Consider the following 23,102-nt stretch of genomic DNA (forward strand, 5'->3'; position numbering starts at 1 on the left):
TCACCATTGCTGTTTTGAAGACATCGTATCTAAAAAAGACACCGTATTGTGTGTAGCGCTTATCCAGGCCACTACCCATCGGGCAATCGCTTGACTATCGTCTAGATTTAACTGAGTCACCGAATCCGCTAGCTCGATAGGTGGTGGCGCGCTAAGTGCGGCTGCCTCAACCCATCGATCGGTTAAAATTGCCGCATCGCCAATACCATCGCGGTACAGCACAAGCTTGGGAATCGGCCAAGCTTTGAAGCCTTCGACAATCACCAAATCGGGGGCGTGAGGCGCCATCATAGCAATTAACTGGGCTAAATCAGGCTCGTCCTGGCCGGGGGTTTCCTGCATTAGCGCAAACCGCTGACGGGAGGCTACCAGCACCGGCGCGGCCCCGGCACTGCGCAACTTGTAACTATCTTTGCCCGGCTGGTCGACATCAAATGCGTGGTGAGCATGCTTGATCACCGCCACTTTTAAGCCAAATTCACGGAGTTGCGGCAGCAGTTTCTCTAGCAGCGTCGTTTTGCCCGTGCCGCTCCAGGCAGCAATGCCCAACACGGGAAAAGACATGGTTAGTTCGTTAGTCATGCTATCGAGCCTCCTGTGTACCACTAAACACTAGCGCCCAAACGATCTGAACTGAATTACGGATAAAGGCCTCACTCGCCCTCTCGCTCCTGGGGTAATAGCCAGTTCAAGACAATCCCCACCAAGGCAGCAAGACTAACGCCTTGCAGGGTAAACTGGCCACCGCCAAACTGCATGCCGCCAATCCCGAACACCAATATTAGTGAGACCACCACTAAATTGCGCGGTGCCGTCAGCGACTGCCCTGCACGCACCAGGGTGTTCATACCGACCACCGCAATGGAGCCAAACAATAGCGTCATAATGCCACCCATGACCGGGCCGGGAATAGTCTGCAGCAGCGCGCCAAGCTTAGACACAAACGCCAATATGATGGCGATAATCGCGGCAACGATCATGTACTTGGGATTAAACGCTCGGGTAAGGGTTACCGCGCCGGTCACCTCTGAATAGGTGGTGTTCGGCGGGCCACCAAATAGGGCCGCCACACTAGTCGCCAACCCATCGCCCAACAGGGTGCGGTGAAGGCCGGGCTTTTCCAGGTAATTTTTGCGGGTTACCGAGCCAATCGCCACCATATCACCAATGTGCTCAACCGCCGGGGCGATAGCCACTGGAATCATAAACAGAATAGCGGCCCAGTGAAAACTGGGTGCGGTAAAGTTGGGTATCGATAGCCACGCGGCTTCACGTACCGGACTAAAGTCGACGACACCCATCAGCAGCGCTAAAAAATAGCCGGTGAAAATGCCGCCGATAATGGGCACCAGGCGAAGTAGCCCGCGGCCAAATACCGCCAGCACTAGCGTCACCAACAAACTGGTCATCGAGAGAAAAATCGCCACACCATAGCCGATGTTGTCGCTGGTTTCGCCGGTCGCCATGCTAACCGCCACCGGCGCCAGCGCCAGACCAATCACCATAATCACCGGCCCCACTACTACGGCAGGCAGCAGGCGGTGCAGCCAAGCAGTACCTTTTAAGCGCACGGCCTGGGAGATCGCCACATAGACCAGCCCCGCCGCCATTAGCCCACCCATGGTAGCCGATACCCCAAAGCTCGCTACTGAGCCTTGAATAGGGGCAATAAAAGCAAACGATGAAGCCAAAAATACCGGCACGCTCTGCTTGGTAACCCCATGAAACACCAGCGTTCCTACTCCGGCCGTAAACAGCGCAACGCTGGGGTCTAGCCCGGTCAAAAGTGGGACTAAGACCAAGGCGCCAAACGCCACAAATAGCATTTGTGCACCGGTTAGCAGTACTTTTGGCCAAGACTCAGCCTGGCTGGCAGCTTCATGCATCGGGAACTCCTAGGACTTGGGGTTATTAAGGGAGCAAAAAAATGCCCCTGACGCTAGGCGTAAGGGGCAATCTATGTAAGGACGCTTAGCGCGTTCCGAAAATCTTATCTCCGGCATCGCCTAGCCCGGGGACGATATAGCCATTCTCATCAAGCCGATCATCGACTGATGCGGTATAAATTTCGACATCGGGGTAAGCTTCCTGCACCCGCTTAATTCCTTCAGGGGCCGCCACTAACACAATTACCTTCATGCTTTCACAGCCGCGCTCACGCAGCATGTCGAGCGTAGCAAGCATTGAGCCGCCGGTGGCCAGCATCGGATCAATCACAATCGCCATGCGCTCTTCAATATCGTTGGCAAACTTGGTGAAATAAGGCACCGGCTGGAGCGTCTCTTCGTCACGATAGAGCCCAACGACACTTATCCGTGCACTGGGAATCAGATCGGTTACGCCCTCCAGCATGCCGAGCCCCGCACGCAGGATCGGCACGATAGTCACTTTTTTACCCTTCAGCCGCCGCGTTGCAATCAACTCACCGTTCCACCCTTGGATTTTATAATCCTCCAGCTCCAGGCCTTTGGTGGCTTCATAGGTCAACAGCTTAGCGACTTCACCAGCCAGCTCGCGAAAGCTTTTGGTGCTCAAACCAACTTCACGCAGCAGTCCCAGCTTATGTTGAACAAGCGGATGGTTAATAGCGTAAACACTCATGGGACTTCCTCACTGCAGGGGCTAAATGGCAATCTCGGATATAGCGCTAGGTGAAAATTGCGCACATTCTACCCGCAACCACGTACCAGGTTAAGGGGTTTCTGGTAATTGCCAGTCGATAGCTGTTCGCCCCTGGGCTTGCAGAAATTGATTGGCTTGCGAAAAATGCCGGGTGCCAAAAAACCCCCGGTGCGCGGAGAGCGGTGAAGGGTGTGGGGCTTCAAGTATAAGGTGGCGCCGCTGGTCGATTAACGCTTTCTTCTGGCGGGCATGATTCCCCCATAATAGAAACACACACGGCGGCGCGTGTTGGCTGACGGTTTCAATTGCGCGGTCAGTGAACGGCTCCCATCCTTTTCCCCGATGCGACGCCGCATTGCCCTGCTCAACGGTCAGTGATGTGTTTAGTAACAGCACGCCTTGCTTTGCCCATGCTTGCAAATGGCCGTGACGTACAGGCGTAAAGCCGACATCGGTGGCCAACTCTTTATAAATATTGACCAGCGACGGCGGTACGGGAACGCCGGGTTGCACGGAAAAGCACAGGCCGTGGGCTTGATTCGGACCGTGATAAGGGTCCTGCCCTAGAATGACCACCTTCACTTCGCTCAGCGGCGTCAGCTCAAAGGCACGAAACCACTCTGAGGAGTGCGGATAAATAATTTTTTGGGCTGCTTTTTGCTGCACCAAAAACGCTTTTAGCGACAGCATATAGTCAGCCTGAAACTCATTACCCAGCCACTGACTCCAGCCTTCCGGAAGTGGGTTGGCCATCACTACCTCTTTATTTGATCAACAAGCGGCTCAACGTAGGCAACGCCCATGTCCCAGGGAAACTGGATCCAGCACTGCTGAGCGACTTCCGTAAGATATTGATCCACCAACGGACGACCATCCGGCTTGGCATAGATAGTCACAAAGTGAGCTTTAGGTAGCATTTTGCGCACTGCCCGCGCCGTTTTGCCGGTATCTACTAAGTCATCGACCAGCAGCCAGCCGTTGCCGTCATGATCAACGCCTTTCATAATATCCAGGCCGCCTTGGTCCATATGGTCATAGCTTTTAATGCATACCGTATCAATCAACCGGATGTTGAGCTCCCGGGCAATCAGCGCAGCGGGAATTAATCCGCCACGGGTAATCGCTACGATGCCTTTAAAGTCGCGCTCAATCATTTGGTGGCAAAGGGTGCGCACATCGCGGTGCAACTGATCCCAGGAGACAGTGAAGTGTTGGTGGTAACGGTCGCTGCTCATGGGGAGTTACTCGTCTTCAGTGAAAGAACAAACGGCAAACACGCTGTAGCCAGCATCGCGGATTCGCTGAGAACCGCCTAGCTCAGGTAGCTCGATAATGGTGGCCGTTTCGACGACTTGACCACCGCTGCGCTGAATAAGATTAGCCGCTGCCAGCATGGTACCGCCGGTGGCAATTAAGTCATCCATCAGCAAAATGCGGTCATCCTTCTGGAAAGCGTCGGAGTGCAGCTCAACCTCAGAATGCCCATACTCCAGGGTGTAAGTTTCGCTGATAGTTTTGAAGGGCAGCTTACCTTTCTTACGTACTGGCACAAAGCTACATCCCAACTCATAAGCCAACGGCGCGCCAATGATAAACCCCCGCGCGTCAATAGCCGCGATGGCATCTAGGTCCATCTCCTGGTAGCGGTGTACGAAGCTATCAATCAGCTTGCGAAAGGCAGCGCTATTTTGCAGCAAAGGGGTGATATCACGGAAATTCACGCCCTGCTCAGGCCAGTCTGGAACCGTGCGAATAACGGACTTAATGTAATCGCCGTAGATGCTCATCGCGTCTCTCATTGAGTAATAAAAAGGGGTAATGATTGATCAAACTAAGAAAAGGTATCTCGTCGCAAACAGCAGTGACAAAATAACCACCGCCGGATTCAGGTCACGAAAGCGGCCCGATAGCGCCTTGATCGCCACATAGCTTATAAAGCCTAGCGCAATCCCTTCAGCAATCGAGAACGTTAGCGGCATTGCCAAAGCGGCAATCAGCACCGGGGCGGCATCGGTGGGATCTTCCCAGTTAGCATGTGCCAAGCTGCCAGCCATCAGCACCGCCACATACAGTAGCGCTCCGGCCGTCGCGTAGGCGGGAATTGAGCCCGCCAACGGCGCGAAGAATAAGCTGATCAGGAACATACCACCAACCACCACCGCGGTTAACCCAGTACGGCCGCCCGAGGCAATACCCGCCGTTGATTCAATATAGCTGGTGGTCGTTGAGGTACCCAACGCAGCACCCGCCATGGAGGCCGTGCTGTCTGCCATCATGGCACGCCCTAGGCGCGGCAACTTGCCATTTTTATCGAGCAGTTTACCTCGATGGGCAACGCCGACCAGCGTGCCAGAGGTATCAAACAGGTCAACAAATAGGAAAGCAAAAATCACACTGAGCATTGCTACGTCGAGCGCGCCCATTAAATCCATGGCCATAAAGGTAGGGGCAATAGATGGAGGCATCGACATCAGGCCACCATACTCATTATGGCCAAGCACCATCGCGATCACGGTAATTCCCAAAATGCCGATCATCACCGCACCGGTGACACGCAAGTAAGAAAGCGCGGTAATCACAAAGAAACCTAGTAGCGCATAAATAGCGGGTGGCTGAGAAAGATCACCCAGCGAAACGTAGGTAGCGGGGTTAGCCACCACGATACCGGCATTTTTAAGCGCAATCATTGCCAGGAAAAGACCGATGCCGGCGGCAATACCCAGCCGTAAGGTCATGGGAATAGAATTGATGATCCACTCGCGGATTTTAAAAATACTGAGCAAGAAGAAGGTTAAACCAGAGAAGAAGACCGCCCCTAACGCCGCCTCCCAGGTATAGCCCATCCCCAACACCACGCCGTAGGTGAAAAAGGCGTTCAAGCCCATTCCCGGCGCCTGAGCGATGGGATAGTTGGCCCACAGCCCCATTACAAAGCAGCCGATAGCCGCAGCCAGACAGGTCGCTACGAATACCGCACCGTAGTCCATCCCGGCTTCAGAGAGGATGCTCGGGTTTACAAAAATAATGTAGGCCATCGTCAGGAAGGTGGTAACCCCGGCGATAACTTCTGTCTTCACATTGGTTTTGTGCTCAGAGAGCTTGAAATAGTTGTCCAGAAGTTTCATAAGTCTTCTTATCCTTAGCGCTAACGTCGCATGGCTGCATGAGTGCGCGCGTTCTGGTGCCGAGAAAAGCCGCACATACTACCTAAAGGCACCCAGGGTTGCGAGCGCTTCGGCGTGGCGACCAATGTAAGCGGGAACAGCCCCGCCGCTTAATGCACAGCAATCTTTAGATCGCGGCCTAACCGATCGGTCAATCGTAAGACAAATAAACTTACTTATCGATGCTGTTGGAGCACTTGTGTTGGGCCCCGTTTTGCTAAGCCTGGCATTACTAAACCCTGCTTTGCTGAGCAAGAACGCGCTCAACGGTTTCAACGATTACTTGGGTTTGCGGATCAATTTCAATATTGACCTGATCCCCTGGCACACGGTTTTGCAGCGTGGTGCGCGACAGCGTTTCAGGAATTAAATTGACGCTGAACTCGATACAGCCCTCCGCTGGGCGTACATCGCCGATGGTCAGGCTAATCCCATCCACCCCGATGTAGCCTTTTTCAAACACAAACCGGCCTAGCCTTTCGGGCAGAGAAAACCACAGCCGACGGTTATGGGGAGCCTGTTCAATCGCTACCACGTCCGCCATTGAAATAATGTGGCCCGACATAGAGTGGCCGCCAATTTCGTCACCAAAGCGCGCCGCACGCTCTATATTGACGTATTGACCTTGAGTAACTGCACCAAGATTAGTCAAACGCAGCGTTTCACGCATCAAATCAAAACTAACGTTATCGCCTTCAATCGCTGTCACCGTTAGGCACACGCCGTTATGAGCAACCGATGCACCTACCTCAAGCCCTTCACGCATTGAGGGGGGCATTTCCACCACGTGTACGCGAAAACTCTCCAACTCACTCACCGCCACTACTTTGGCCACCCCTTGAACAATGCCGGTAAACATAGCGCCCTGCTCCTTAAACTCGTAAAAATAATGGATGTAATCCGCCAGCTTACTACTGCTGCCTCATCTTTGTGCAGCCACCTCGTTGCTAATTGACATACATGCCACCTATCTTTAGACTTTTGGCGCAAATGTAACGACGCCGATTTGTACCCATCTTGCGGGCGTCCGCCAGGCCAGCAGCCTAGTGAAGTGCAGCTAAAAGGGTGTGTCCAGCGTTGATGGCCACCCACGAGGGTGGCTTTTTTATCCCCGCCCTACGCCTGCTCCTACTCTCCCGCACTTCGTCTTCGGCCTACCAGTAAGGCAGACGCTATGATTGAACTTAGCAACGTCAGTAAAACATATGGTAGCGGCACAAGCGCCGTCCATGCGCTTAAAGCAGCCAACCTCACTGTACCTAAAGGCACCATTCACGGCGTCATCGGCCTTTCTGGCGCAGGTAAGTCCACGTTGATTCGCTGCGTGAATTTGCTAGAACGCCCGACAAGCGGCAGCGTCACAGTAGATGGTCAAGAAATGACGCGCTTAAGTAACCCCGCTCTCAATCGGGCCCGCCACCGTATTGGTATGATTTTCCAGCATTTCAATTTGCTGACCACGCGCACAGTATTCGACAACGTTGCGTTACCGCTTGAACTGATGGGCCAGAAACGCCATACCGTTCGTGAACGCGTCATTCCATTATTAGAGATGGTGGGCTTGGCCGATAAAGCCAACCAGTACCCTGCTCAGCTTTCTGGCGGCCAAAAGCAGCGCGTCGCGATTGCCAGGGCGCTGGCCAGTGAGCCGCAGGTACTGCTGTGCGATGAAGCGACCTCTGCACTCGACCCGCAGACCACCAGTTCAATACTCGAGCTACTGCGCGATATCAATCATCAGTTGGGCATCACCATTTTGTTGATCACTCACGAAATGGAAGTCGTTAAATCAATTTGCCACCGGGTCAGCCTGATCTCAGACGGCGAACTGGTTGAGGACTCGGAGGTGGGCGACTTCTTCACCGCTCCCCGCACCCAGCTTGGCCGTGAGTTTCTTAATGACTTCCTGCAGCTAACGCCGCCCAAAGAGCTAATGGAGAGGCTCGTTGATGTACCGGGCGAAAATACCCACCCGGTGGTACGGTTAACATTCTCAGGCGACGCGGTGTCGACCCCGCTGATTTCGCGGCTTGCTCGCGAATGCGGGGTCGATGTCAGCATTCTGCAAGCAAAAGTAGAGTCGATTCAGGAGCGCACCCTAGGGTTAATGATCGCAGAGCTGTTAGGTACGCCGGAACAAACCCAGCAAGCCATGACCTATCTTGAATCTCATCAACTACAGGTAGAGGTACTCGGCCATGTCCAGCGCAATGATTGATCTTATTTTACAGGCCACGCTGGACACCCTTTATATGGTGGCCGTCTCAGGGCTTATTTCAACACTTGTCGGTCTACCGCTTGGGGTGTTGCTGTATGTCACGCGCCCACGGCAAATATTGGCAAAGCCAGTGCTCAACCAGGTACTTAGCATTGTGACCAACGTTGGCCGCTCTATTCCGTTCATTATTTTGATGGTAGCGATCATCCCCTTCACGCGCATGCTGGTGGGAACGTCGATTGGTATTAACGCCGCATCGGTACCGCTGACTATTGCCGCCATTCCCTTCGTCGCGCGGTTAGTCGAGGCCGCGCTTAACGAGATTTCACCTGGATTAATCGAAGCCGCTCATTCCATGGGCGCAACGCCGTGGCAAATCATTTGCAAAGTGCTGATTCCAGAAGCACGCGGCGGGATTATGACCGGCTTAACGATTACCGTTGTCACGCTTGTCAGCTACTCTGCTATGGCAGGTGCTGTCGGCGGCGGCGGGCTGGGCGACTTAGGTATTCGCTACGGCTATAACCGTTTTAACCCTACCATTATGCTGATTACGGTCGTGATTTTGGTGGTGATGGTGCAAGGTTTTCAAAGCCTGGGCGACTACTTGGTGCGCAAAAGTGACCGTAAATAATCGTTTGAGAGCCCAGCAAATCAATATAACCAAAACGCATTAGACAACCGTTTTTTATTGCCGCATCATTGCACCATTAATGCTCAACGCAATTGGAGAAATTTCATGCAAAAATTGATTATTGGCAGCCTTACTGCTCTCGCCTTGGCGGTTAACGTCGCTAACGCTGAAACGCGCAGCATCAAAATGGGCACCGTGGCTGGCCCAGAAACCGAAGTAATGGAAGTCGCGGCACGTATCGCTAAAGAAGAGTACGACCTGGATGTCGAAATCATCGAGTTTACCGATTACGTTACCCCTAACGTCGCCTTGGCCGACGGCAGCCTAGACGCCAACGCCTATCAACATGAACCCTACTTGCAGTCGATGGTTGAAGACCGTGGCTACGACTTAGCTATTGCTGGCTACACCTTCGTTTACCCGATTGGCGCCTATTCTGAGAAATACGACAGCATCGACGACCTGCCTGACGGTGCCCAAATCGCTTTACCCAATGATCCTTCCAACGAAGGTCGTGCACTGATTTTGATGCATAACAAAGGCCTAATCACCCTTAACGATCCCGAATTTCTCGAATCCACCCCCATCGACATCGCTGAGAACCCGCGCGACTTCCGCTTCCGCGAAATTGAAGCGGCTCAGCTTCCCCGCGTACTGCCCGATGTCGACATGGCTTTCATCAACAATACGTTCGCGCAGCCAGCAGGCTTAAGCCTGGATGATGCGTTGATCAAAGAGGGCCCTGAGTCCCCTTACGTCAACCTGATCGCCGTACGTGGTGGTGATGAAGAGCGCGAAGAGATTCGCCAGCTAGTCGACGCTTATCAGCGCGACGAAGTGATTGAAAAAGCCGAAGAGCTGTTCAAAGGCGCCGCGGTTCCTGGCTGGACCGAGTAATACCACGAACTAGCTATACCTAAATAACATCAGGCCGACATGCATAGGTAACTTCTATGCGTGTCGGCCTGTTGCGTTAGTAGAAACGGAGCATCGCATGCAAACCAGTGTTGACTATCCACTCCTCAATCGGCAGCTCGAAGCGCTGCTCGACACGCGGGACTGGCTGACCAACAGCGCCCAAACCGGTGCCTTTATTCACCAGCAGATTAGCGACCTCAACTGGGTCGGTTTTTATCTTCAGCGCCAGCCAGAAATGCTAGGCTTAGGGCCATTTCAGGGACAACCTGCCTGCCACCCAATTCCCTTTAGCAAAGGTGTATGCGGCGCGGCGGCCCGTCAGCAAACCACTCAGCGAGTAGACGATGTGCATGCGGTGGCCGACCACATTGCCTGTGATGCCAACTCCCGCGCCGAACTGGTGGTTCCCATCGTGGTGAACGGCTATTTATGGGGTGTTCTTGACTTGGATAGCCCTCTCCAATCGCGCTTCACAGAACGGGATCAAGCCGGGATTGAATCGTTGGTGGCAACGTTTATAGCACAAACCGATCTACCTGCCCTTGGACATGCGTCTTAATAACGCCCACACAAAAACACCCCAGGCAGCAATAGCTGGGGTGTTTTTGATAACAGCTGGTAGGACCAGGCGGATTTGAACCGCCGACCTCCACGATGTCAACGTGGCGCTCTAACCAACTGAGCTATGGTCCTAAAAATGGGTGTTGACATAAAGGCTGGTAGGACCAGGCGGATTTGAACCGCCGACCTCCACGATGTCAACGTGGCGCTCTAACCAACTGAGCTATGGTCCTATTTCTTTATTCACAAGCATGCCTAGCAACGGATGCGTATTTTACGCCTTCATCACTGAATTGCAAGCTATTTACCTTTCTACCCCCTCTCTCGCTAGCGGTTTATACGATTATAAATTGCCGCGCAATTCGACACTTATATCCTTATAGCGCTAGTCTAAGCGCTTCACTGGTTTGTGGTGGTATCTCTAGGGAGGAAAACCATGCTGGGCATTTTGCTGGGATGCATCGCCATTACGCTACTGTTAGCGACGATCATTGCGCGCATCGAATTACACTGGTGGTGGATTCGCAGTTTTGAATTTCCACGCCTGCAAATCGCTAGCCTAGCGCTAATTACCTGGGCGCTCGCCGTCATCTTTGTTGCGTCTGGCCCATGGCTATCAGTTGCCCTACTCGCTTCAGGCATCACGTTAATTATTCAATGCTATTATATTTTACCCTGGACACGGCTGTGGCCGGTACAGGTTAAAACGGCCGAGGGTAATGACCCAGATAAAACCATTACGCTGCTCATTGCCAACGTGCTAACACCCAACCGCCAGGCACAACCGCTGATCGATATAATCAAACAGCACCAACCCGACATCGTGCTGACACTTGAGTCTGATCAGTGGTGGCAAGACCAGTTAGATCCTGCGCTGGCTGAGCAGTGGCCCAATAGCGTTAAAATCCCGCTAGACAATCTTTACGGTATGCATCTTTACTCGCACTTGGAACTAACAGATACCTCTGTGGAGTGGCTGATTCAAGATGATATCCCGTCTATCCATACCCGGGTAACGCTTGCTAACGGTGAAAGTATTCGTTTTTATGCGCTCCATCCCCGCCCACCGGCTCCCAGCGAGAGCGAGAAATCCCTTTGGCGTGATGCCGAGCTGCTATTAGTAGGCAAAAAGATTCACGAAGACCCTCAGCCGACACTGGTGGCCGGGGATCTCAATGACGTGGCTTGGTCACGTACCACGCGGCTATTTTGCCGTATTGGCGGTATGCTTGATCCTCGTCAGGGGCGCGGCTTGTACAGCACCTTTCACGCCAAGTACCCCATGTTGCGCTGGCCCCTTGACCACATCTTCGTAACCGAACACTTCACGCTAGTGAGCATGCAGCGGCTCAACTACTTCGGTTCTGATCACTTCCCTATTTTGGCCACCTTTTGCTATCGCCCCTCACGCAAAGACGAGCATGAAACGCCCGAAGCCGATACCGAGGAGCGCCGTGAGGCTAGCGAAACGATTCAGGAAGGTAAAACCGAAAAACAAGAGACCTAAGCGCCACCTATCTGACCTAGCCGTGTTACTCGGGGATACCTCCCCTGGTTAACACGGCTGGATCGAGCAGCCGCTCTAACGTTTCCCGATCAAGCTCGGTCTTCTCCTCCGCCACATCAATAATCGGTCGACCCGCCTGATAGGCCTCTTTAGCAATGGCGGCAGCAGCGTTATAGCCGATGACGCCATTTAGCGCCGTGACCAAAATAGGGTTCTTAGCGAGCGGGCCTTTTAAGTTCTCCTCCCGCACCTTAAAGGTCGCAATCGCCCTATCAGCAAGTAGCCTTGCGGTGTTGCTCATCAAACTAATCGATGTCAATAAATTGGACGCCACCAGCGGCAACATCACGTTCAATTGAAAATTGCCGCTTTGCCCAGCGACGGTAATCGCCGTATCCAACCCGATGACTTGCGCGGCCGCTTGAGCAGCCGATTCAGGAATCACTGGGTTCACTTTCCCCGGCATGATAGAGCTGCCGGGCTGTAGCGCCTCAAGCTCAATCTCCCCCAACCCAGCCAGCGGCCCCGAATTCATCCAGCGCAGATCATTGGCAATTTTCATAATCACGCAGGCCAAGCCTTTTAGCTGCCCTGAAAGCTCTACGGCAGCATCTTGCGAAGAGAGGCTGGCAAAGAAGCTATCGTTCGGGGTGAATATTAACCCTGTCTGTTCACTTAGCTCTTGCGCCACCTGCTCGGAAAATCCGTCAGGCGCATTAATCCCGGTGCCCACGGCCGTTCCGCCCAGTGCTATGCGGCAGAGCCTTTTCATGGCGCTATCGAAGCGCTCAATCGCTTGGCTCAATTGGCTCGACCAGGCGCCCAGCTCTTGATCCATGCGCAGCGGCATGGCATCCATCAAGTGTGTGCGGCCTGTTTTGACTACATGACTTAACTCGCTAGCACGCTGATCAATCGTATCCCGCAGGTGAACAAGGGCTGGACGCAGCGATTCGTGCACCGCGATGGCAGCTGACAGGTGTATTGCCGTGGGTATTACATCATTACTCGACTGCCCCATATTGACGTGGTCGTTCGGCGTTACCTCTACCCCCTCCCGGCTTGCTAAAGTCGCCAATACCTCATTAACGTTCATGTTGGTGGAGGTGCCTGAACCGGTTTGAAATACATCGATGGGGAAGTGCTGGTCGTGTTTACCGGTTAATACTTCACGGACGGCTTTTTGAATCGAGTCACCCCGCGCACTATCGAGCCCTCCTAATGCTTGGTTGGCACGCGCGGCCGCCAGCTTGATACGAGCGACCGCATGAATAAAGGCCGGGGGCATGGGCGAATGAGAAACCGGAAAGTTGTTAATCGCCCGCTGCGTCTGCGCACCGTAAAGCGCATCTTCAGGCACTGCTAACTCACCCATGCTGTCGCGTTCCATACGTGTTGCCATTACTCGTCCTCCTATGAAAATGTTGCACCGCACAAAAAGACTTGCTATGCTGCACCGCAAGATAGCTTAAAAAGCTAACTCACTAATAAGCAGCGCCGACTTCAGGATAGCTGCTTTCGGTAAGACTAAACCCTGGAGGGTATGACGATGCGCACTTTAAATACTAACGAAATGACCCAGCAGTTTGACAATATGTTTATGGCACCCGTACGCGCTTATATGGCATTGAGCATTGATTACAGCGAAAAAATGATCAACGCCCAAATGGATGCTAGCAAAACCTACGTTGATACCGGCATTGCTCAAATGCGTCAAATGATGGACGTAAAAGACGCTGAAGGTCTTCGCAGCTACATGGAAGGCCAACAGAAAGTCGCTAAAGAACTGGCTGAGCGTGCCAAATGCGATGCGGATAAAGCTGTTGCACTACAGCAAGACTTTATTCAAAAAAGTCAGAAAATTACTGAAGATAACGTCAAGCAAGCGCAAACAGTCGCTAGCAAGATGAGCAAAACTGCTTAACCGCTACTGAATGGGTAAGCTGGTAAGTAATATAAAATGCCACCGTTGGCCCTAGTCGCGGTGGCATTTTAGCGTCTGTGCGTCTTAATAATGGGTTGCTGCCTAGACGGCGTTACCAATTAAGGGCAGATTTCACGAACGGGATGGTCAGTTTGCGCTTCGCGGTTAGTGAGGCTTTATCTAAGGTTTCTACCGCGCGGCACAATTCGCCTAACTCACGCGGGCCGCGATGCAAAATATAGCGCCCCACATCATCCGGTAGCTGCAAGCCACGCACGCTGGCACGTAATTTAAGGGCCGCTAAGCGTTCATCGTCATCATCTAAAGGATGGACGTGAAAAGTAACGCCCCACGTTAAGCGCGAGGCTAAATCGGGCAGCACCACATTTAATTGCCGTGGGGGCGCACTAGATGCAATCACTAGTTTTTTGCCAGCATCTCTAAGCCGGTTAAAAGCGTGAAACAGCGCCTCTTCCCAGCGCTTACGCCCTATCACGCACTCCAAATCATCAATGGCGACAAGATCCAGGCGCTCAATATCTTCCAGCATGAGCGGTGGAAAGTGGCCCAAGTCGGCCAAGGGTAAATAAAGCGCACGTTTATCAGCATCTGACGCCGCGTGGCATGCCGCCTGAAGCAAATGGCTGCGGCCAACCCCAGGGGCGCCCCATAGGTATAAAAACGGCTCATCCCCTGAAGCTAACTGCTTTGTAAGGTGTTCAACCAGCGGCGCATTTGACCGCGCCGCGTAAAAGTTATCAAAGGTTGCGTCATCGCGCAGCCCAATCCCCAAGGGAAGCTGTGCCGGTATTCGGCTCATGGTGACTCCCGTTCATCACGATGTCCCAGCTCATCATGGTACGAAGAACTGACCTCGATTATTGTCTGATTATCAGCAGCATTGTGCTCATCGTAAAGTTCACTATGCTGATAGCGAACTTTAACTTCTTTAAGCAGCACCAGGATGACCGCAGCCACCGGAAGCGCTAACAGCACCCCCGTTAATCCAAACAGGTTGCCCCCTGCCAGCACAGCAAATATCACCGCAACGGGATGCAGGCCAATCTTATCACCGAGCAGTTTAGGCTGGAGAATGACGCTTTCAGCCATTTGCCCAATACTGAATACCAGGATAACGCCCAGCACCGCCCACCAGGTAGCGTACTGAAACAGCGCGACAACCAACGCAATAACCAAACCGACAATAAAGCCCAAGAACGGCACGATACTCACCAACCCTGATATAAAGCCAATCAGCAGGCCAAAATTAAGCCCCATCAGCGTTAAGCCAACGGCGTAGATAATTCCCAAACACAGCATCACCAGTAGCTGACCGCGTAAAAACGATGACAACACTTCATCGCAGCGGTGCGCTAAGCGAAAGGTATCGTCTGCCCACTGGCGCGGAATTAAATTGGCGATATTGTCGAGCAGCCGATTCCAATCCAAAAGCAAATAGAAGGTAACGACAGGAATCAAGGCCACATAGGTAATCCAAGAGACAAACGCCATCCCCGAACGGCCAATTTGACCCAGCGCCTGGGCTAAATACCCACCCGCGTCTCGCCAGTTTTCAGCCAAGGTCTCACGAATATTGGTTAACTCCGCAGTTACGTCGTAGCCTGTCCACACTTGCACTTGGGGGGCAAGCACGCTCTCTACCCAGTTAAAAATACTCGGAATTGCCTCTCCCAGCTGTTTAAGCTGCTGAACCAAAAGTGGTATCAGTATCAATAAACTCGCCACAAGCACTAATAGCAGAACCAAAAACACGCTGCTAACCGCTAATGGCCGATTCATGCCCCAGCGTTGGAAGCGGTCTGCCAACGGGTCGGCTAAGTAAGCGAGAATCATCCCGGCAATAAAAGGCATCAATACGGCATCTAACAAAAAAATCAAACCACCAATCACCACCAAAAACAGGACACCCCACCAAGAATTCCGCATAGCTCCCTCTCAATCATGGGTTTAATCCGAATACGTTCACTTATCACTACTATGCCGCATATGCGCGAAAGTCGCTCGTAGCTTTTCATCGTGTCCGCCGGCGGTGCGGCGCGGGCCGCTGAGTGATACAATCAGCCGAAGTTAAGCCCAGCACTGGCCATGTCGCCAGCACTACCCGCACCGTTATTTGCTTCACAGGATCTGTCATGACCGAGACCTCCTCTTCTTCGGCTACTCCTTCCCTCAGCTATAAGGACGCAGGCGTCGATATTGATGCCGGTAACGCCTTAGTTGACCGCATTAAACACGTTGCCAAACGCACGACTCGTCCAGAAGTAATGGGCGGATTAGGCGGTTTTGGTGCGCTTTGCGAAATTCCGGCAGGTTACCGACAACCCGTTCTCGTCTCGGGTACCGACGGCGTAGGCACTAAACTACGTCTAGCAATGGACCTTGGCAAACACGACACCATTGGTATTGATTTGGTCGCCATGTGTGTCAACGATTTGATCGTAGCCGGCGCCGAGCCGCTGTTGTTCCTTGACTACTATGCCACGGGTAAGCTTGATGTGGATATTGCTGCCGACGTGGTTACCGGCATTGGTGCCGGCTGCGAACTGGCTGGCTGTGCCCTGGTGGGCGGCGAAACCGCCGAAATGCCCGGCATGTATGAAGGCAGCGACTACGATTTAGCGGGCTTTTGCGTGGGTGTGGTTGAAAAAGCAGACATTTTAGATGGCAGCAAAGTGGCTGAAGGTGACGTAATACTGGGGTTGGCATCGTCAGGGCCACACTCTAACGGTTACTCGCTGATTCGTAAGATTCTCGAGGTCAGTAACGCACCTTTAACGACCGACATTGAGGGTCAGTCTCTCGGTGATGCGCTGATGGCCCCCACGCGTATCTACGTAAAATCACTGCTCTCTTTAATGCGCGGTAGCGATATTGCCGTACACGCTTTGTCGCACATTACGGGCGGCGGGCTACTAGAAAACATTCCCCGCGTTTTGCCCGATGACCTCGCTGCGCATATCGACATCAACAGCTGGCAGCGCCCTGCGGTGTTTGATTGGCTACAGGCCAACGGCAATGTCAACGAAACGGAAATGCACCGTGTGCTGAACTGCGGGATTGGCATGGTGATTATAGTACCCCAGCATCAGGCCAAGCAGGCAATGGCACACCTGGAAGACGAGGGTGAATCTGTCTACCATTTGGGTCAGATTATTAGGCGCCAAGAGGAAGCCGTTATTCTGGAGAACCTCTCGGCATGACCAATACGGACTACCAAAGCGATACCATTAAAGACGTTACCCCAGAGCCTCTCGGCGCCCGCCGAATCGTGGTACTTATTTCAGGTAGCGGCAGTAATCTACAGGCGCTGATTGATGCCCAGTCCCATGACCATTTAGGCGGCGGTGAAATTGTCGCGGTCATTTCCAATATCGCTGACGCCTATGGCCTGAAGCGCGCCCACGAAGCGGGTATTGATGCGGTTGCCCTTCCCCATCGAGAATACGATAGCCGTGAAGCCTATGACGGTGCTTTGATCAAAGTCATTGAGCGCCACGAGCCGGACTTGATTGTACTGGCCGGTTTTATGCGTATTTTAACACCTCGCTTTGTGCAGCGCTTTCTGGGCCGCATGCTGAATATCCACCCTTCGCTGCTGCCGGATTATCAAGGGCTCAACACCCATGCCCGGGCCCTCGCCGATGGCGTTACAAGCCACGGTTGCAGCGTTCATTTTGTGACCGAAGAGCTGGATGGTGGCCCGCTGGTCATCCAAGCCGAGCTGCAAGTGAGCGCTGATGATACGGTAGAAACGTTGCAAGAAAAGATCCGCTCCCGCGAGCACCTGATCTATCCGATTGCCGTACAGTGGTTTTTGGAAGGCAGGCTGCAGTTCAGCGCCGAAGGCGCCAAAATGGACGGCCATCTACTACCTGAACACGGTATGCGGCTTTCCCACACCGACGCCGCTGAAGAGCTTGACGAGGAGCTCGACAAAGAGTCATAGGATTAGCGTGAGAAGCAGGCACTAAAAAGCGCCTTACGGAAATAACCGTAAGGCGCTTTTTTTATAGAGCGCAGTTTTGAAGCACCGTATGCTTAAGTGCGCGGCAGAGTAACGCCGCGCTGGCCCATATACTTGCCGCCGCGGTCTTTATACGACGTCTCGCACACTTCATCGGACTCTAAGAACAGCATCTGCGCGACGCCCTCATGGGCATAAATTTTCGCCGGCAGATTGGTCGTGTTAGAGAATTCCAGCGTCACGTGGCCTTCCCACTCAGGCTCTAGCGGCGTGACGTTAACAATAATGCCACAGCGCGCGTAGGTAGATTTCCCCAAGCAAATGGTCAGCACATTGCGCGGAATACGGAAGTACTCCACCGTGCGCGCCAACGCAAATGAGTTGGGTGGAATAATACACACGTCGCCCTTAATATCGACAAAGCTATTCGCATCAAACGCCTTGGGATCAACGATCGCTGAGTGGATATTGGTAAACACTTTAAATTCATCGGCACAACGCACGTCATAACCATAGCTTGAGGTACCGTAGGAGATAACGCGCTGATCGTTGACATATCGCACCTGCTCGGCTTCAAACGGTTCAATCATCGCGTCGCTCTTGGCCATGCGACGAATCCAATTATCAGATTTGATACTCATGTGTTACATCATCACTCGCTAAAGGAAATAGTGGGGGCATCGCCTGGATTGGCACTTACGGCCTCGGCTACCTTTTGGGCGATCGCAGCAAAAGTTTGGCTTACCGCACCTTCCGGCTCAGAAATCACGCTAGGACGCCCGGAGTCGGTTAGCTCACGGATAGAGAGCGTTAGCGGTAGTCGACCCAGCACCTGAGTAGCGTACTCTTGGGCAATGCTATCCCCGCCACCGGTACCGAAAATAGCCGCTTCATGGCCGCAATTTTCGCAGTGGTAGAGGCTCATATTCTCCACCACGCCCAGCACCGGAACGTTAACCTTGCGGAACATTTCGATGCCTTTACGGGCATCTAACAGCGCAATATCTTGCGGTGTGGTGACAATCACCGCGCCGGCCACCGGTACTTTTTGCGCCAGCGTAAGCTGGATATCACCGGTTCCTGGTGGCATATCGATTAGCAGAAAATCGAGATTATCCCACTGGGTTTGCGTCAGCATCTGCTGGAATGCGCCTACGACCATCGGCCCGCGCCACACCATCGGCTCACGGGTATTGACCATGAATGCCATCGACATCGCCTGGATGCCATGAGCCTCCAGTGGCAGAAACTTATCGTTGCCAGCAGCCTGAGGGCGCACGCCCTCTTTAACGCCGAGCATTTGCGCCTGGCTAGGCCCATAGATGTCCGCATCAAGCACACCTACGCGATACCCCTGTGCCGCTAATGCTAACGCCAAGTTGACGGTGACGGTGGATTTACCCACGCCGCCCTTACCCGATGCCACTGCAATAATATGCTTAACCCCATCCATTTAATGGCACTCCTCATTTAGGCTCGTATTTAACGTTGCGTGAATGATACTCCTCGGGGGGACATTCATAAACCAACAACAAGAAAGCGGATGCCAGTTGCCCGACATCCGCTCTCACCGCTTCACATGATTGCTTAACCTAGAAGCGTTCCCGCTTAACAGCGTTTAACCAGCGTTTTGCTGTGATTCTTCACTACCAGCGTCGCTGTCGTTGGTACTTTCGTCAGAAGATCCCTCGTCTGAGGCGTTTTCTTCAGATGAGCCGCCCTGTGCCGGTACAGTAGCGTCACCAGCAGACTCTTCCGCATCCACCAGGCGGCTGTCTAATGTTGATAGCTCATCGCGCCATTCGACAAGTTGGCTCTCAAGGCGCTCAAGCTGACTTTCACGGTCTTCGATATCACTCTCAACGCTGGCTACTTCTTCGCGTCCCATTTCCAGTGCGACCGTTACATCGTCTAATTCACTGCGCACTTGACTCAAGCTTTGCTCTTCCTCGTCGCGCTGCTCCGCCAGTGAGTCGACTTCATTTTGCAGCTCATCACGCTCGCTGGTTAATGAGTCGCGCTCACTCTTCAGTTCCTCGAGCTCGCTTTGAACCGTCGACATTTGTTCTTCTAGGCCACTAAGCTGTTCGTTGGCTTGGCTAATTTGATCTTTTAACCCAGAGACTTCCTCTTCAGCAGCATTCAGCTCTTCAACCGCTTCCTGCCGCTGCTGCTCAGCGCCCTGGCGGGCGGCTTCAGCTTCCTGACGAGCCTCTTCGGCGCTCTGACGCGCTTCTTCCACTTCCTGGAGAGTACTTTCAGCCTCATCCCGCGTCGTCGTTATCTCGTCACGCTCTTCGCGCAGCGCCGTCATGTTGCTTTCGGTGCTCTCCACTTGCTCGTTTAGAGAAGCAATCTCTTCTTCCAGCGCGGTGCGCTCAGATTCAAGCTCTTCTAAGCGCGTCTGAACACTGCTGACTTCGCCTTGGGCACTTTCCAATGATGAGCTCGCTTCACTCTGCTGCTCCTCTAAGGAAGCCATTTCTGCTTGCAGCGCGGCCAAATTGGTTTCGGCCTCGTCAATTTCAGCAATACGCTGACTTAGCTGGTCATTTTCTTGCTCAGCACTCGCCAGTTGCTGTTCTAAATTGCCGACGCGCTCCTGGTGAGTACCCGAATTAGATTGCGCCATAATTGCCCAAATAACCGCGATGGCCGCAATACCGGCAATCGCTTTTACACGGTTATCTTGAAAGAGGGTCTTCATGTCTGATTTTTTGGCTGGGCCCGGATTATTGTCTGGCTCTGGCTTGTTGGTTGGCGGCTGGTTATCAGTAGAGTTTGTTTCTGACATTGTGCGTTCCTCTATGGTCTAAGCTAACGTTTGCCCGTGCTAACGATAATCCGCTGCGCGATAATCAACTGCGTTTGTAATGCGCTAGCCGTGGATAATCTCCCTTTCAGCATACACAGCTCACTGTATCTGGCCAGTCTGTTTGCAAAATCGTGTATAAATGTTGCTGTAGAGTTACCGCTCAAACACAACAGCTAATCATGATTGGCCGTAGGTGGGTGCTTGCCTTCATGAAAACCTGATGCCTGACCGTTAAACGCATCAAACCAATTAAGAGTCGAATGTAGCGACACCACGCTACCAACTATCAATAGCGTAGGTGGTTTAATGTGGCCTGCCAAAAACGCCGTCGGCAGTGCTGATAGTGATCCAATATGGGTCTGTTGTTGGCGCGTAGTGCCTTGCTCAATCAAGGCGAGTGGCGTTTCAGGCGCCAAACCGTGCTCAATAAGCGCCTGACTAATAACATTGACACTGCCTAACCCCATATAAAACACCAACGTTTGCCCCGGTCGCGCGAGCGCATCCCAATCCAACTCACACTCACCATGCTGCAGATGACCGGTGACAAAACGCACCGACTGCGCATGGTCACGGTGGGTCAGTGGAATGCCCGCATAGGCGGCACAGCCTGAGGCAGCGGTCACCCCCGGAATAACCTCTACACTCACCTGGGCGGCCACCAAGGCTTCAAGCTCTTCTCCCCCGCGGCCAAAAATAAATGGATCGCCGCCTTTAAGCCGCACTACACGCTTGCCTTGCTTGGCCCACTTAACTAGCGCTTGATTGATACCATCCTGGGGAACGCTGTGCAGAGCGCGCGCTTTGCCGACATAAAAACGCTGCGCCTGGTGCGATATAAGCGCAACAACCTCATCGCTAACTAAACGATCATAAAGCACTACTTCAGCGGACTGCAGGCGCTTGTAGGCTTTTAGCGTCAATAATTCTGGGTCGCCGGGCCCTGCGCCTACCAAGCTGACCATGCCTGTTGGCTGAGTATTTTGCTCTCGTCCTGCTTCCAAGAAACCACCTCAGGAATAAAAAAAAATTTAATATGCAAAAAAGTAATTAATTTTATCACTAAATACCAATAACGCCGCGTCTAAAGCTTACAATTCTGTGTGCGGTACCAAACACACCGCGCTAAAGACGTTGGTCGCAACTGCGTATGCCTTCTACGCTAGAGAAGCACCCTTCAATGCAGGAGCTTACCAATGTCGACGCTCGCCAAATCCACCTGCGAACCTTGCAGTAAAAGTAGCCATCCGTTAAGCCACAGTGAAGCCCAAGAGCGGCTAAAAAGCCTCATCCAGTGGCAGATTGTCGAGCACGATGGCATCATGAAGCTGTCGCGGTGTTTTATCTTTCGTGACTTTGCCAGCGCTTTAGCATTCACCCAGCGCGTTGGCGATATTGCAGAGCAGGCTGGTCATCATCCCGTTATTACTACTGAATGGGGGAAAACCACCGTTTTGTGGTGGTCTCATGCCATTAAAGGCCTGCATCTGAATGACTTCATTCTTGCCGCCAGAACCGACGAGGTAGCCGACTAAATGTTTGAGCATATTGAGCGAGTCCCAGGAGACGCCATTCTCGGGCTGATCGAAGCTTTCAAAAAAGATACCAATCCACAAAAAGTGGATCTAGGCGTTGGTGTTTACCGCGATACTCAAGGTAATACGCCGGTAATGCGCGCCGTTAAGGAAGCAGAAGCTCGCCTGCTCAAGAATGAAACGACGAAAACCTATATCGGCTCTCACGGCGCCCCTAGCTATGGTGAAGTTATCCTTCCCATGGTGTTTGGCTCTGAGTCACCGGTGCTAAAAGCCAATCGCGCCAGTGCGACTCAGTCGCCGGGCGGTACCGGTGCACTGCGTTTAGCAGCCGACTTCATTGCCTCGCAGCTGCCGGGTAAAGGTATTTGGGTAAGTGACCCAACGTGGCCAAACCATCACGGTATTTTTACCGCTGCTGGGATTGAATTGCACAAATACCCTTACGTTGACCCCGACAACCGCCTCGATTTTGACGGCATGCGGGCCGCGCTTAAAAATATTCCCGAGGGTGATGTGGTGGTACTGCACGCCTGCTGCCACAACCCGACGGGGTTTGACCTTTCTCACGACCAGTGGCAGGAAGTGCTAGAAATTGTTCGCGAGCGCAAGCTACTGCCGCTAATCGATTTTGCTTACCAAGGCTTCGGTGAAGGCTTGGACGAAGACGCCTATGGCGTACGCCTGCTGGCAGAAAATCTTGATGAGGCGATCATCACCAGCTCCTGCTCGAAAAACTTCGGTATTTACTGCGAGCGTACTGGCTGTTTGATCATGGTGGCAAAAGACAGCGAGCAGATGGATAACATCCGCTCTCAGGTCGCTATCGTTGCCCGGGAAAACTACTCGAACCCACCCGCCCACGGTGGTTCAATCGTCAGCGAGATCCTCCACGACGCTGAGTTAACCGCGCTATGGCGCGAAGAGCTGACCGAAATGCGCGACCGCATTAACACTTTGCGCCGCGACTTTGTCGAAGCCCTAAAGCCCTACGGGCTGGATCAGAAGTACGCCTGCGTCGCGGAACAGCGCGGTATGTTCTCTTATACCGGCCTAACGCCAGAACAGGTGGATCGCCTACGTGACGAGTTTGGTATCTACATGGTGCGCTCAGGTCGCGCTAACGTAGCGGGCTTCTCCCACGAGAACCTCCCCTACTTGGCTAAAGCGATTGCCGCTGTAAACGACTAGCTTGATCCAAGCACTTGGCACCAAGCAC

The 23,102-nt window shown here is 53.0% G+C and carries 25 protein-coding genes and 2 tRNA genes; 10 read left to right on the forward strand and 17 right to left on the reverse strand.

The window, feature by feature from the left end; genetic code table 11:
• From mobB to ACQE2I_RS10025, 8 genes are all read right to left on the reverse strand, one after another.
• On the reverse strand, positions 1–582 hold the full coding sequence (gene mobB / locus ACQE2I_RS09990) for a molybdopterin-guanine dinucleotide biosynthesis protein B (protein ID WP_427027968.1): 582 nt from the start codon (positions 580–582) through the stop codon (positions 1–3).
• A gap of 71 nt (positions 583–653) precedes the next feature.
• Positions 654–1,886: a uracil-xanthine permease family protein gene (locus ACQE2I_RS09995; protein WP_427027969.1), complete on the reverse strand. Its 1,233-nt coding sequence runs from the start codon at positions 1,884–1,886 to the stop codon at positions 654–656.
• Positions 1,887–1,971: 85 nt separating this feature from the next.
• On the reverse strand, positions 1,972–2,601 hold the full coding sequence (gene upp, locus ACQE2I_RS10000) for a uracil phosphoribosyltransferase (RefSeq protein ID WP_427027970.1): 630 nt from the start codon (positions 2,599–2,601) through the stop codon (positions 1,972–1,974).
• Between the two features lie 90 nt (positions 2,602–2,691).
• Positions 2,692–3,375 (reverse strand): uracil-DNA glycosylase, encoded by a 684-nt coding sequence (ung, locus tag ACQE2I_RS10005; RefSeq protein WP_427027971.1) that lies wholly within the window; start codon positions 3,373–3,375, stop codon positions 2,692–2,694.
• Between the two features lie 2 nt (positions 3,376–3,377).
• Positions 3,378–3,857, reverse strand: coding sequence for a xanthine phosphoribosyltransferase (gpt, locus tag ACQE2I_RS10010; RefSeq protein WP_427027972.1), 480 nt, complete (start codon positions 3,855–3,857; stop codon positions 3,378–3,380).
• Positions 3,858–3,863: 6 nt separating this feature from the next.
• The gene (locus ACQE2I_RS10015) at positions 3,864–4,409 is read right to left on the reverse strand and encodes an adenine phosphoribosyltransferase (protein ID WP_427027973.1); all 546 of its coding nucleotides are present in this window, start codon (positions 4,407–4,409) and stop codon (positions 3,864–3,866) included.
• A gap of 39 nt (positions 4,410–4,448) precedes the next feature.
• A complete protein-coding gene (locus ACQE2I_RS10020; protein ID WP_427027974.1) occupies positions 4,449–5,747 on the reverse strand; it encodes an NCS2 family permease in 1,299 nt (432 codons plus the stop codon).
• Positions 5,748–6,018: 271 nt separating this feature from the next.
• Positions 6,019–6,645 carry a riboflavin synthase subunit alpha gene (locus ACQE2I_RS10025; RefSeq protein ID WP_427027975.1) on the reverse strand — a complete coding sequence of 209 codons (627 nt, stop codon included), beginning with the start codon at positions 6,643–6,645 and terminating at the stop codon, positions 6,019–6,021.
• A gap of 315 nt (positions 6,646–6,960) precedes the next feature.
• Between ACQE2I_RS10025 and ACQE2I_RS10030 the strand changes: the two genes are divergently transcribed.
• The 4 genes from ACQE2I_RS10030 to ACQE2I_RS10045 all read left to right on the forward strand — a co-directional run bounded on the left by ACQE2I_RS10030 (position 6,961) and on the right by ACQE2I_RS10045 (position 10,115).
• Complete coding sequence (locus ACQE2I_RS10030; RefSeq protein WP_427027976.1) at positions 6,961–8,004, forward strand: methionine ABC transporter ATP-binding protein; 1,044 nt, start codon at positions 6,961–6,963, stop codon at positions 8,002–8,004.
• Positions 7,985–8,638 carry a methionine ABC transporter permease gene (locus tag ACQE2I_RS10035; RefSeq protein ID WP_308322837.1) on the forward strand — a complete coding sequence of 218 codons (654 nt, stop codon included), beginning with the start codon at positions 7,985–7,987 and terminating at the stop codon, positions 8,636–8,638. Before ACQE2I_RS10030 ends, ACQE2I_RS10035 begins: the two co-directional genes overlap by 20 nt.
• A 105-nt stretch (positions 8,639–8,743) precedes the next feature.
• Positions 8,744–9,535: a MetQ/NlpA family ABC transporter substrate-binding protein gene (locus tag ACQE2I_RS10040; RefSeq protein WP_427027977.1), complete on the forward strand. Its 792-nt coding sequence runs from the start codon at positions 8,744–8,746 to the stop codon at positions 9,533–9,535.
• A 97-nt stretch (positions 9,536–9,632) separates the two neighbouring features.
• Positions 9,633–10,115, forward strand: a complete 483-nt coding sequence (locus tag ACQE2I_RS10045; RefSeq protein WP_427027978.1) for a GAF domain-containing protein — start codon at positions 9,633–9,635, stop codon at positions 10,113–10,115.
• Positions 10,116–10,172: 57 nt separating this feature from the next.
• Here the strand turns inward: ACQE2I_RS10045 and ACQE2I_RS10050 are convergent.
• Together ACQE2I_RS10050 and ACQE2I_RS10055 are read right to left on the reverse strand one after the other, a co-directional pair.
• Positions 10,173–10,249, reverse strand: a tRNA-Val gene (locus ACQE2I_RS10050).
• A 24-nt stretch (positions 10,250–10,273) separates the two neighbouring features.
• A tRNA-Val gene (locus ACQE2I_RS10055) sits at positions 10,274–10,350 on the reverse strand.
• A 203-nt stretch (positions 10,351–10,553) separates the two neighbouring features.
• Between ACQE2I_RS10055 and ACQE2I_RS10060 the strand changes: the two genes are divergently transcribed.
• On the forward strand, positions 10,554–11,624 hold the full coding sequence (locus ACQE2I_RS10060; RefSeq protein ID WP_427027979.1) for an endonuclease/exonuclease/phosphatase family protein: 1,071 nt from the start codon (positions 10,554–10,556) through the stop codon (positions 11,622–11,624).
• A 25-nt stretch (positions 11,625–11,649) separates the two neighbouring features.
• On the opposite strand, the gene ACQE2I_RS10065 is transcribed toward ACQE2I_RS10060, so the two are convergent.
• Complete coding sequence (locus ACQE2I_RS10065) at positions 11,650–13,026, reverse strand: class II fumarate hydratase (RefSeq protein ID WP_427027980.1); 1,377 nt, start codon at positions 13,024–13,026, stop codon at positions 11,650–11,652.
• 147 nt (positions 13,027–13,173) lie between these two features.
• Between ACQE2I_RS10065 and ACQE2I_RS10070 the strand changes: the two genes are divergently transcribed.
• Entirely contained in the window at positions 13,174–13,548 is a 375-nt protein-coding gene (locus tag ACQE2I_RS10070) for a phasin family protein (RefSeq protein ID WP_427031434.1), read from the forward strand.
• 112 nt (positions 13,549–13,660) lie between these two features.
• Here the strand turns inward: ACQE2I_RS10070 and hda are convergent, their stop codons facing one another.
• Positions 13,661–14,368, reverse strand: a complete 708-nt coding sequence (gene hda / locus ACQE2I_RS10075) for a DnaA regulatory inactivator Hda (RefSeq protein ID WP_427027981.1) — start codon at positions 14,366–14,368, stop codon at positions 13,661–13,663.
• Positions 14,365–15,495, reverse strand: coding sequence for an AI-2E family transporter (locus tag ACQE2I_RS10080; protein WP_427027982.1), 1,131 nt, complete (start codon positions 15,493–15,495; stop codon positions 14,365–14,367). Before ACQE2I_RS10080 ends, hda begins: the two co-directional genes overlap by 4 nt.
• 206 nt (positions 15,496–15,701) lie before the next feature.
• Between ACQE2I_RS10080 and purM the strand changes: the two genes are divergently transcribed.
• A complete protein-coding gene (gene purM / locus ACQE2I_RS10085; RefSeq protein WP_427027983.1) occupies positions 15,702–16,769 on the forward strand; it encodes a phosphoribosylformylglycinamidine cyclo-ligase in 1,068 nt (355 codons plus the stop codon).
• Positions 16,766–17,515 (forward strand): phosphoribosylglycinamide formyltransferase, encoded by a 750-nt coding sequence (gene purN, locus ACQE2I_RS10090; RefSeq protein ID WP_427027984.1) that lies wholly within the window; start codon positions 16,766–16,768, stop codon positions 17,513–17,515. Before purM ends, purN begins: the two co-directional genes overlap by 4 nt.
• 92 nt (positions 17,516–17,607) lie before the next feature.
• Here purN and dcd read toward each other — a convergent pair whose 3' ends face one another.
• From dcd to cobA, 4 genes are all read right to left on the reverse strand, one after another.
• Positions 17,608–18,174 carry a dCTP deaminase gene (dcd, locus tag ACQE2I_RS10095; protein WP_427027985.1) on the reverse strand — a complete coding sequence of 189 codons (567 nt, stop codon included), beginning with the start codon at positions 18,172–18,174 and terminating at the stop codon, positions 17,608–17,610.
• Between the two features lie 11 nt (positions 18,175–18,185).
• Positions 18,186–18,986 (reverse strand): iron-sulfur cluster carrier protein ApbC, encoded by an 801-nt coding sequence (apbC, locus tag ACQE2I_RS10100; RefSeq protein WP_427027986.1) that lies wholly within the window; start codon positions 18,984–18,986, stop codon positions 18,186–18,188.
• A 165-nt stretch (positions 18,987–19,151) separates the two neighbouring features.
• On the reverse strand, positions 19,152–20,327 hold the full coding sequence (locus ACQE2I_RS10105; protein ID WP_427027987.1) for a kinesin: 1,176 nt from the start codon (positions 20,325–20,327) through the stop codon (positions 19,152–19,154).
• A 194-nt stretch (positions 20,328–20,521) separates the two neighbouring features.
• The gene (gene cobA, locus ACQE2I_RS10110; protein WP_427031436.1) at positions 20,522–21,313 is read right to left on the reverse strand and encodes a uroporphyrinogen-III C-methyltransferase; all 792 of its coding nucleotides are present in this window, start codon (positions 21,311–21,313) and stop codon (positions 20,522–20,524) included.
• Positions 21,314–21,544: 231 nt separating this feature from the next.
• Here cobA and ACQE2I_RS10115 point away from each other — a divergent pair, with 231 nt between their 5' ends.
• Both ACQE2I_RS10115 and ACQE2I_RS10120 read left to right on the forward strand, forming a co-directional pair.
• Complete coding sequence (locus ACQE2I_RS10115) at positions 21,545–21,883, forward strand: 4a-hydroxytetrahydrobiopterin dehydratase (RefSeq protein WP_427027988.1); 339 nt, start codon at positions 21,545–21,547, stop codon at positions 21,881–21,883.
• On the forward strand, positions 21,884–23,074 hold the full coding sequence (locus ACQE2I_RS10120; RefSeq protein WP_427027989.1) for an aromatic amino acid transaminase: 1,191 nt from the start codon (positions 21,884–21,886) through the stop codon (positions 23,072–23,074).
• Positions 23,075–23,102 lie beyond the last annotated feature (28 nt).

The sequence above is a fragment of the Halomonas sp. H2 genome (assembly GCF_050215315.1).
GTDB lineage: Bacteria > Pseudomonadota > Gammaproteobacteria > Pseudomonadales > Halomonadaceae > Vreelandella.

Excerpts from the sequence above, each read along its gene's own strand:
- ACQE2I_RS10105 (WP_427027987.1), bottom strand. The coding sequence starts at position 20,327 with ATGTCAGAAACAAACTCTACTGATAACCAGCCGCCAACCAACAAGCCA.
- cobA (WP_427031436.1), bottom strand. The coding sequence starts at position 21,313 with ATGGTCAGCTTGGTAGGCGCAGGGCCCGGCGACCCAGAATTATTGACG.
- dcd (WP_427027985.1), bottom strand. The coding sequence starts at position 18,174 with ATGAGTATCAAATCTGATAATTGGATTCGTCGCATGGCCAAGAGCGAC.
- apbC (WP_427027986.1), bottom strand. The coding sequence starts at position 18,986 with ATGGATGGGGTTAAGCATATTATTGCAGTGGCATCGGGTAAGGGCGGC.
- ACQE2I_RS10030 (WP_427027976.1), top strand. The coding sequence starts at position 6,961 with ATGATTGAACTTAGCAACGTCAGTAAAACATATGGTAGCGGCACAAGC.
- ACQE2I_RS10015 (WP_427027973.1), bottom strand. The coding sequence starts at position 4,409 with ATGAGCATCTACGGCGATTACATTAAGTCCGTTATTCGCACGGTTCCA.
- hda (WP_427027981.1), bottom strand. The coding sequence starts at position 14,368 with ATGAGCCGAATACCGGCACAGCTTCCCTTGGGGATTGGGCTGCGCGAT.
- ACQE2I_RS10120 (WP_427027989.1), top strand. The coding sequence starts at position 21,884 with ATGTTTGAGCATATTGAGCGAGTCCCAGGAGACGCCATTCTCGGGCTG.
- ACQE2I_RS10080 (WP_427027982.1), bottom strand. The coding sequence starts at position 15,495 with ATGCGGAATTCTTGGTGGGGTGTCCTGTTTTTGGTGGTGATTGGTGGT.
- upp (WP_427027970.1), bottom strand. The coding sequence starts at position 2,601 with ATGAGTGTTTACGCTATTAACCATCCGCTTGTTCAACATAAGCTGGGA.
- ACQE2I_RS10060 (WP_427027979.1), top strand. The coding sequence starts at position 10,554 with ATGCTGGGCATTTTGCTGGGATGCATCGCCATTACGCTACTGTTAGCG.
- purN (WP_427027984.1), top strand. The coding sequence starts at position 16,766 with ATGACCAATACGGACTACCAAAGCGATACCATTAAAGACGTTACCCCA.
- ACQE2I_RS10070 (WP_427031434.1), top strand. The coding sequence starts at position 13,174 with ATGCGCACTTTAAATACTAACGAAATGACCCAGCAGTTTGACAATATG.
- ACQE2I_RS10115 (WP_427027988.1), top strand. The coding sequence starts at position 21,545 with ATGTCGACGCTCGCCAAATCCACCTGCGAACCTTGCAGTAAAAGTAGC.
- ACQE2I_RS10065 (WP_427027980.1), bottom strand. The coding sequence starts at position 13,026 with ATGGCAACACGTATGGAACGCGACAGCATGGGTGAGTTAGCAGTGCCT.
- ACQE2I_RS10035 (WP_308322837.1), top strand. The coding sequence starts at position 7,985 with ATGTCCAGCGCAATGATTGATCTTATTTTACAGGCCACGCTGGACACC.
- ACQE2I_RS10020 (WP_427027974.1), bottom strand. The coding sequence starts at position 5,747 with ATGAAACTTCTGGACAACTATTTCAAGCTCTCTGAGCACAAAACCAAT.
- ACQE2I_RS10045 (WP_427027978.1), top strand. The coding sequence starts at position 9,633 with ATGCAAACCAGTGTTGACTATCCACTCCTCAATCGGCAGCTCGAAGCG.
- ACQE2I_RS10040 (WP_427027977.1), top strand. The coding sequence starts at position 8,744 with ATGCAAAAATTGATTATTGGCAGCCTTACTGCTCTCGCCTTGGCGGTT.
- ACQE2I_RS10025 (WP_427027975.1), bottom strand. The coding sequence starts at position 6,645 with ATGTTTACCGGCATTGTTCAAGGGGTGGCCAAAGTAGTGGCGGTGAGT.
- gpt (WP_427027972.1), bottom strand. The coding sequence starts at position 3,857 with ATGAGCAGCGACCGTTACCACCAACACTTCACTGTCTCCTGGGATCAG.
- mobB (WP_427027968.1), bottom strand. The coding sequence starts at position 582 with ATGACTAACGAACTAACCATGTCTTTTCCCGTGTTGGGCATTGCTGCC.
- purM (WP_427027983.1), top strand. The coding sequence starts at position 15,702 with ATGACCGAGACCTCCTCTTCTTCGGCTACTCCTTCCCTCAGCTATAAG.
- ung (WP_427027971.1), bottom strand. The coding sequence starts at position 3,375 with ATGGCCAACCCACTTCCGGAAGGCTGGAGTCAGTGGCTGGGTAATGAG.
- ACQE2I_RS09995 (WP_427027969.1), bottom strand. The coding sequence starts at position 1,886 with ATGCATGAAGCTGCCAGCCAGGCTGAGTCTTGGCCAAAAGTACTGCTA.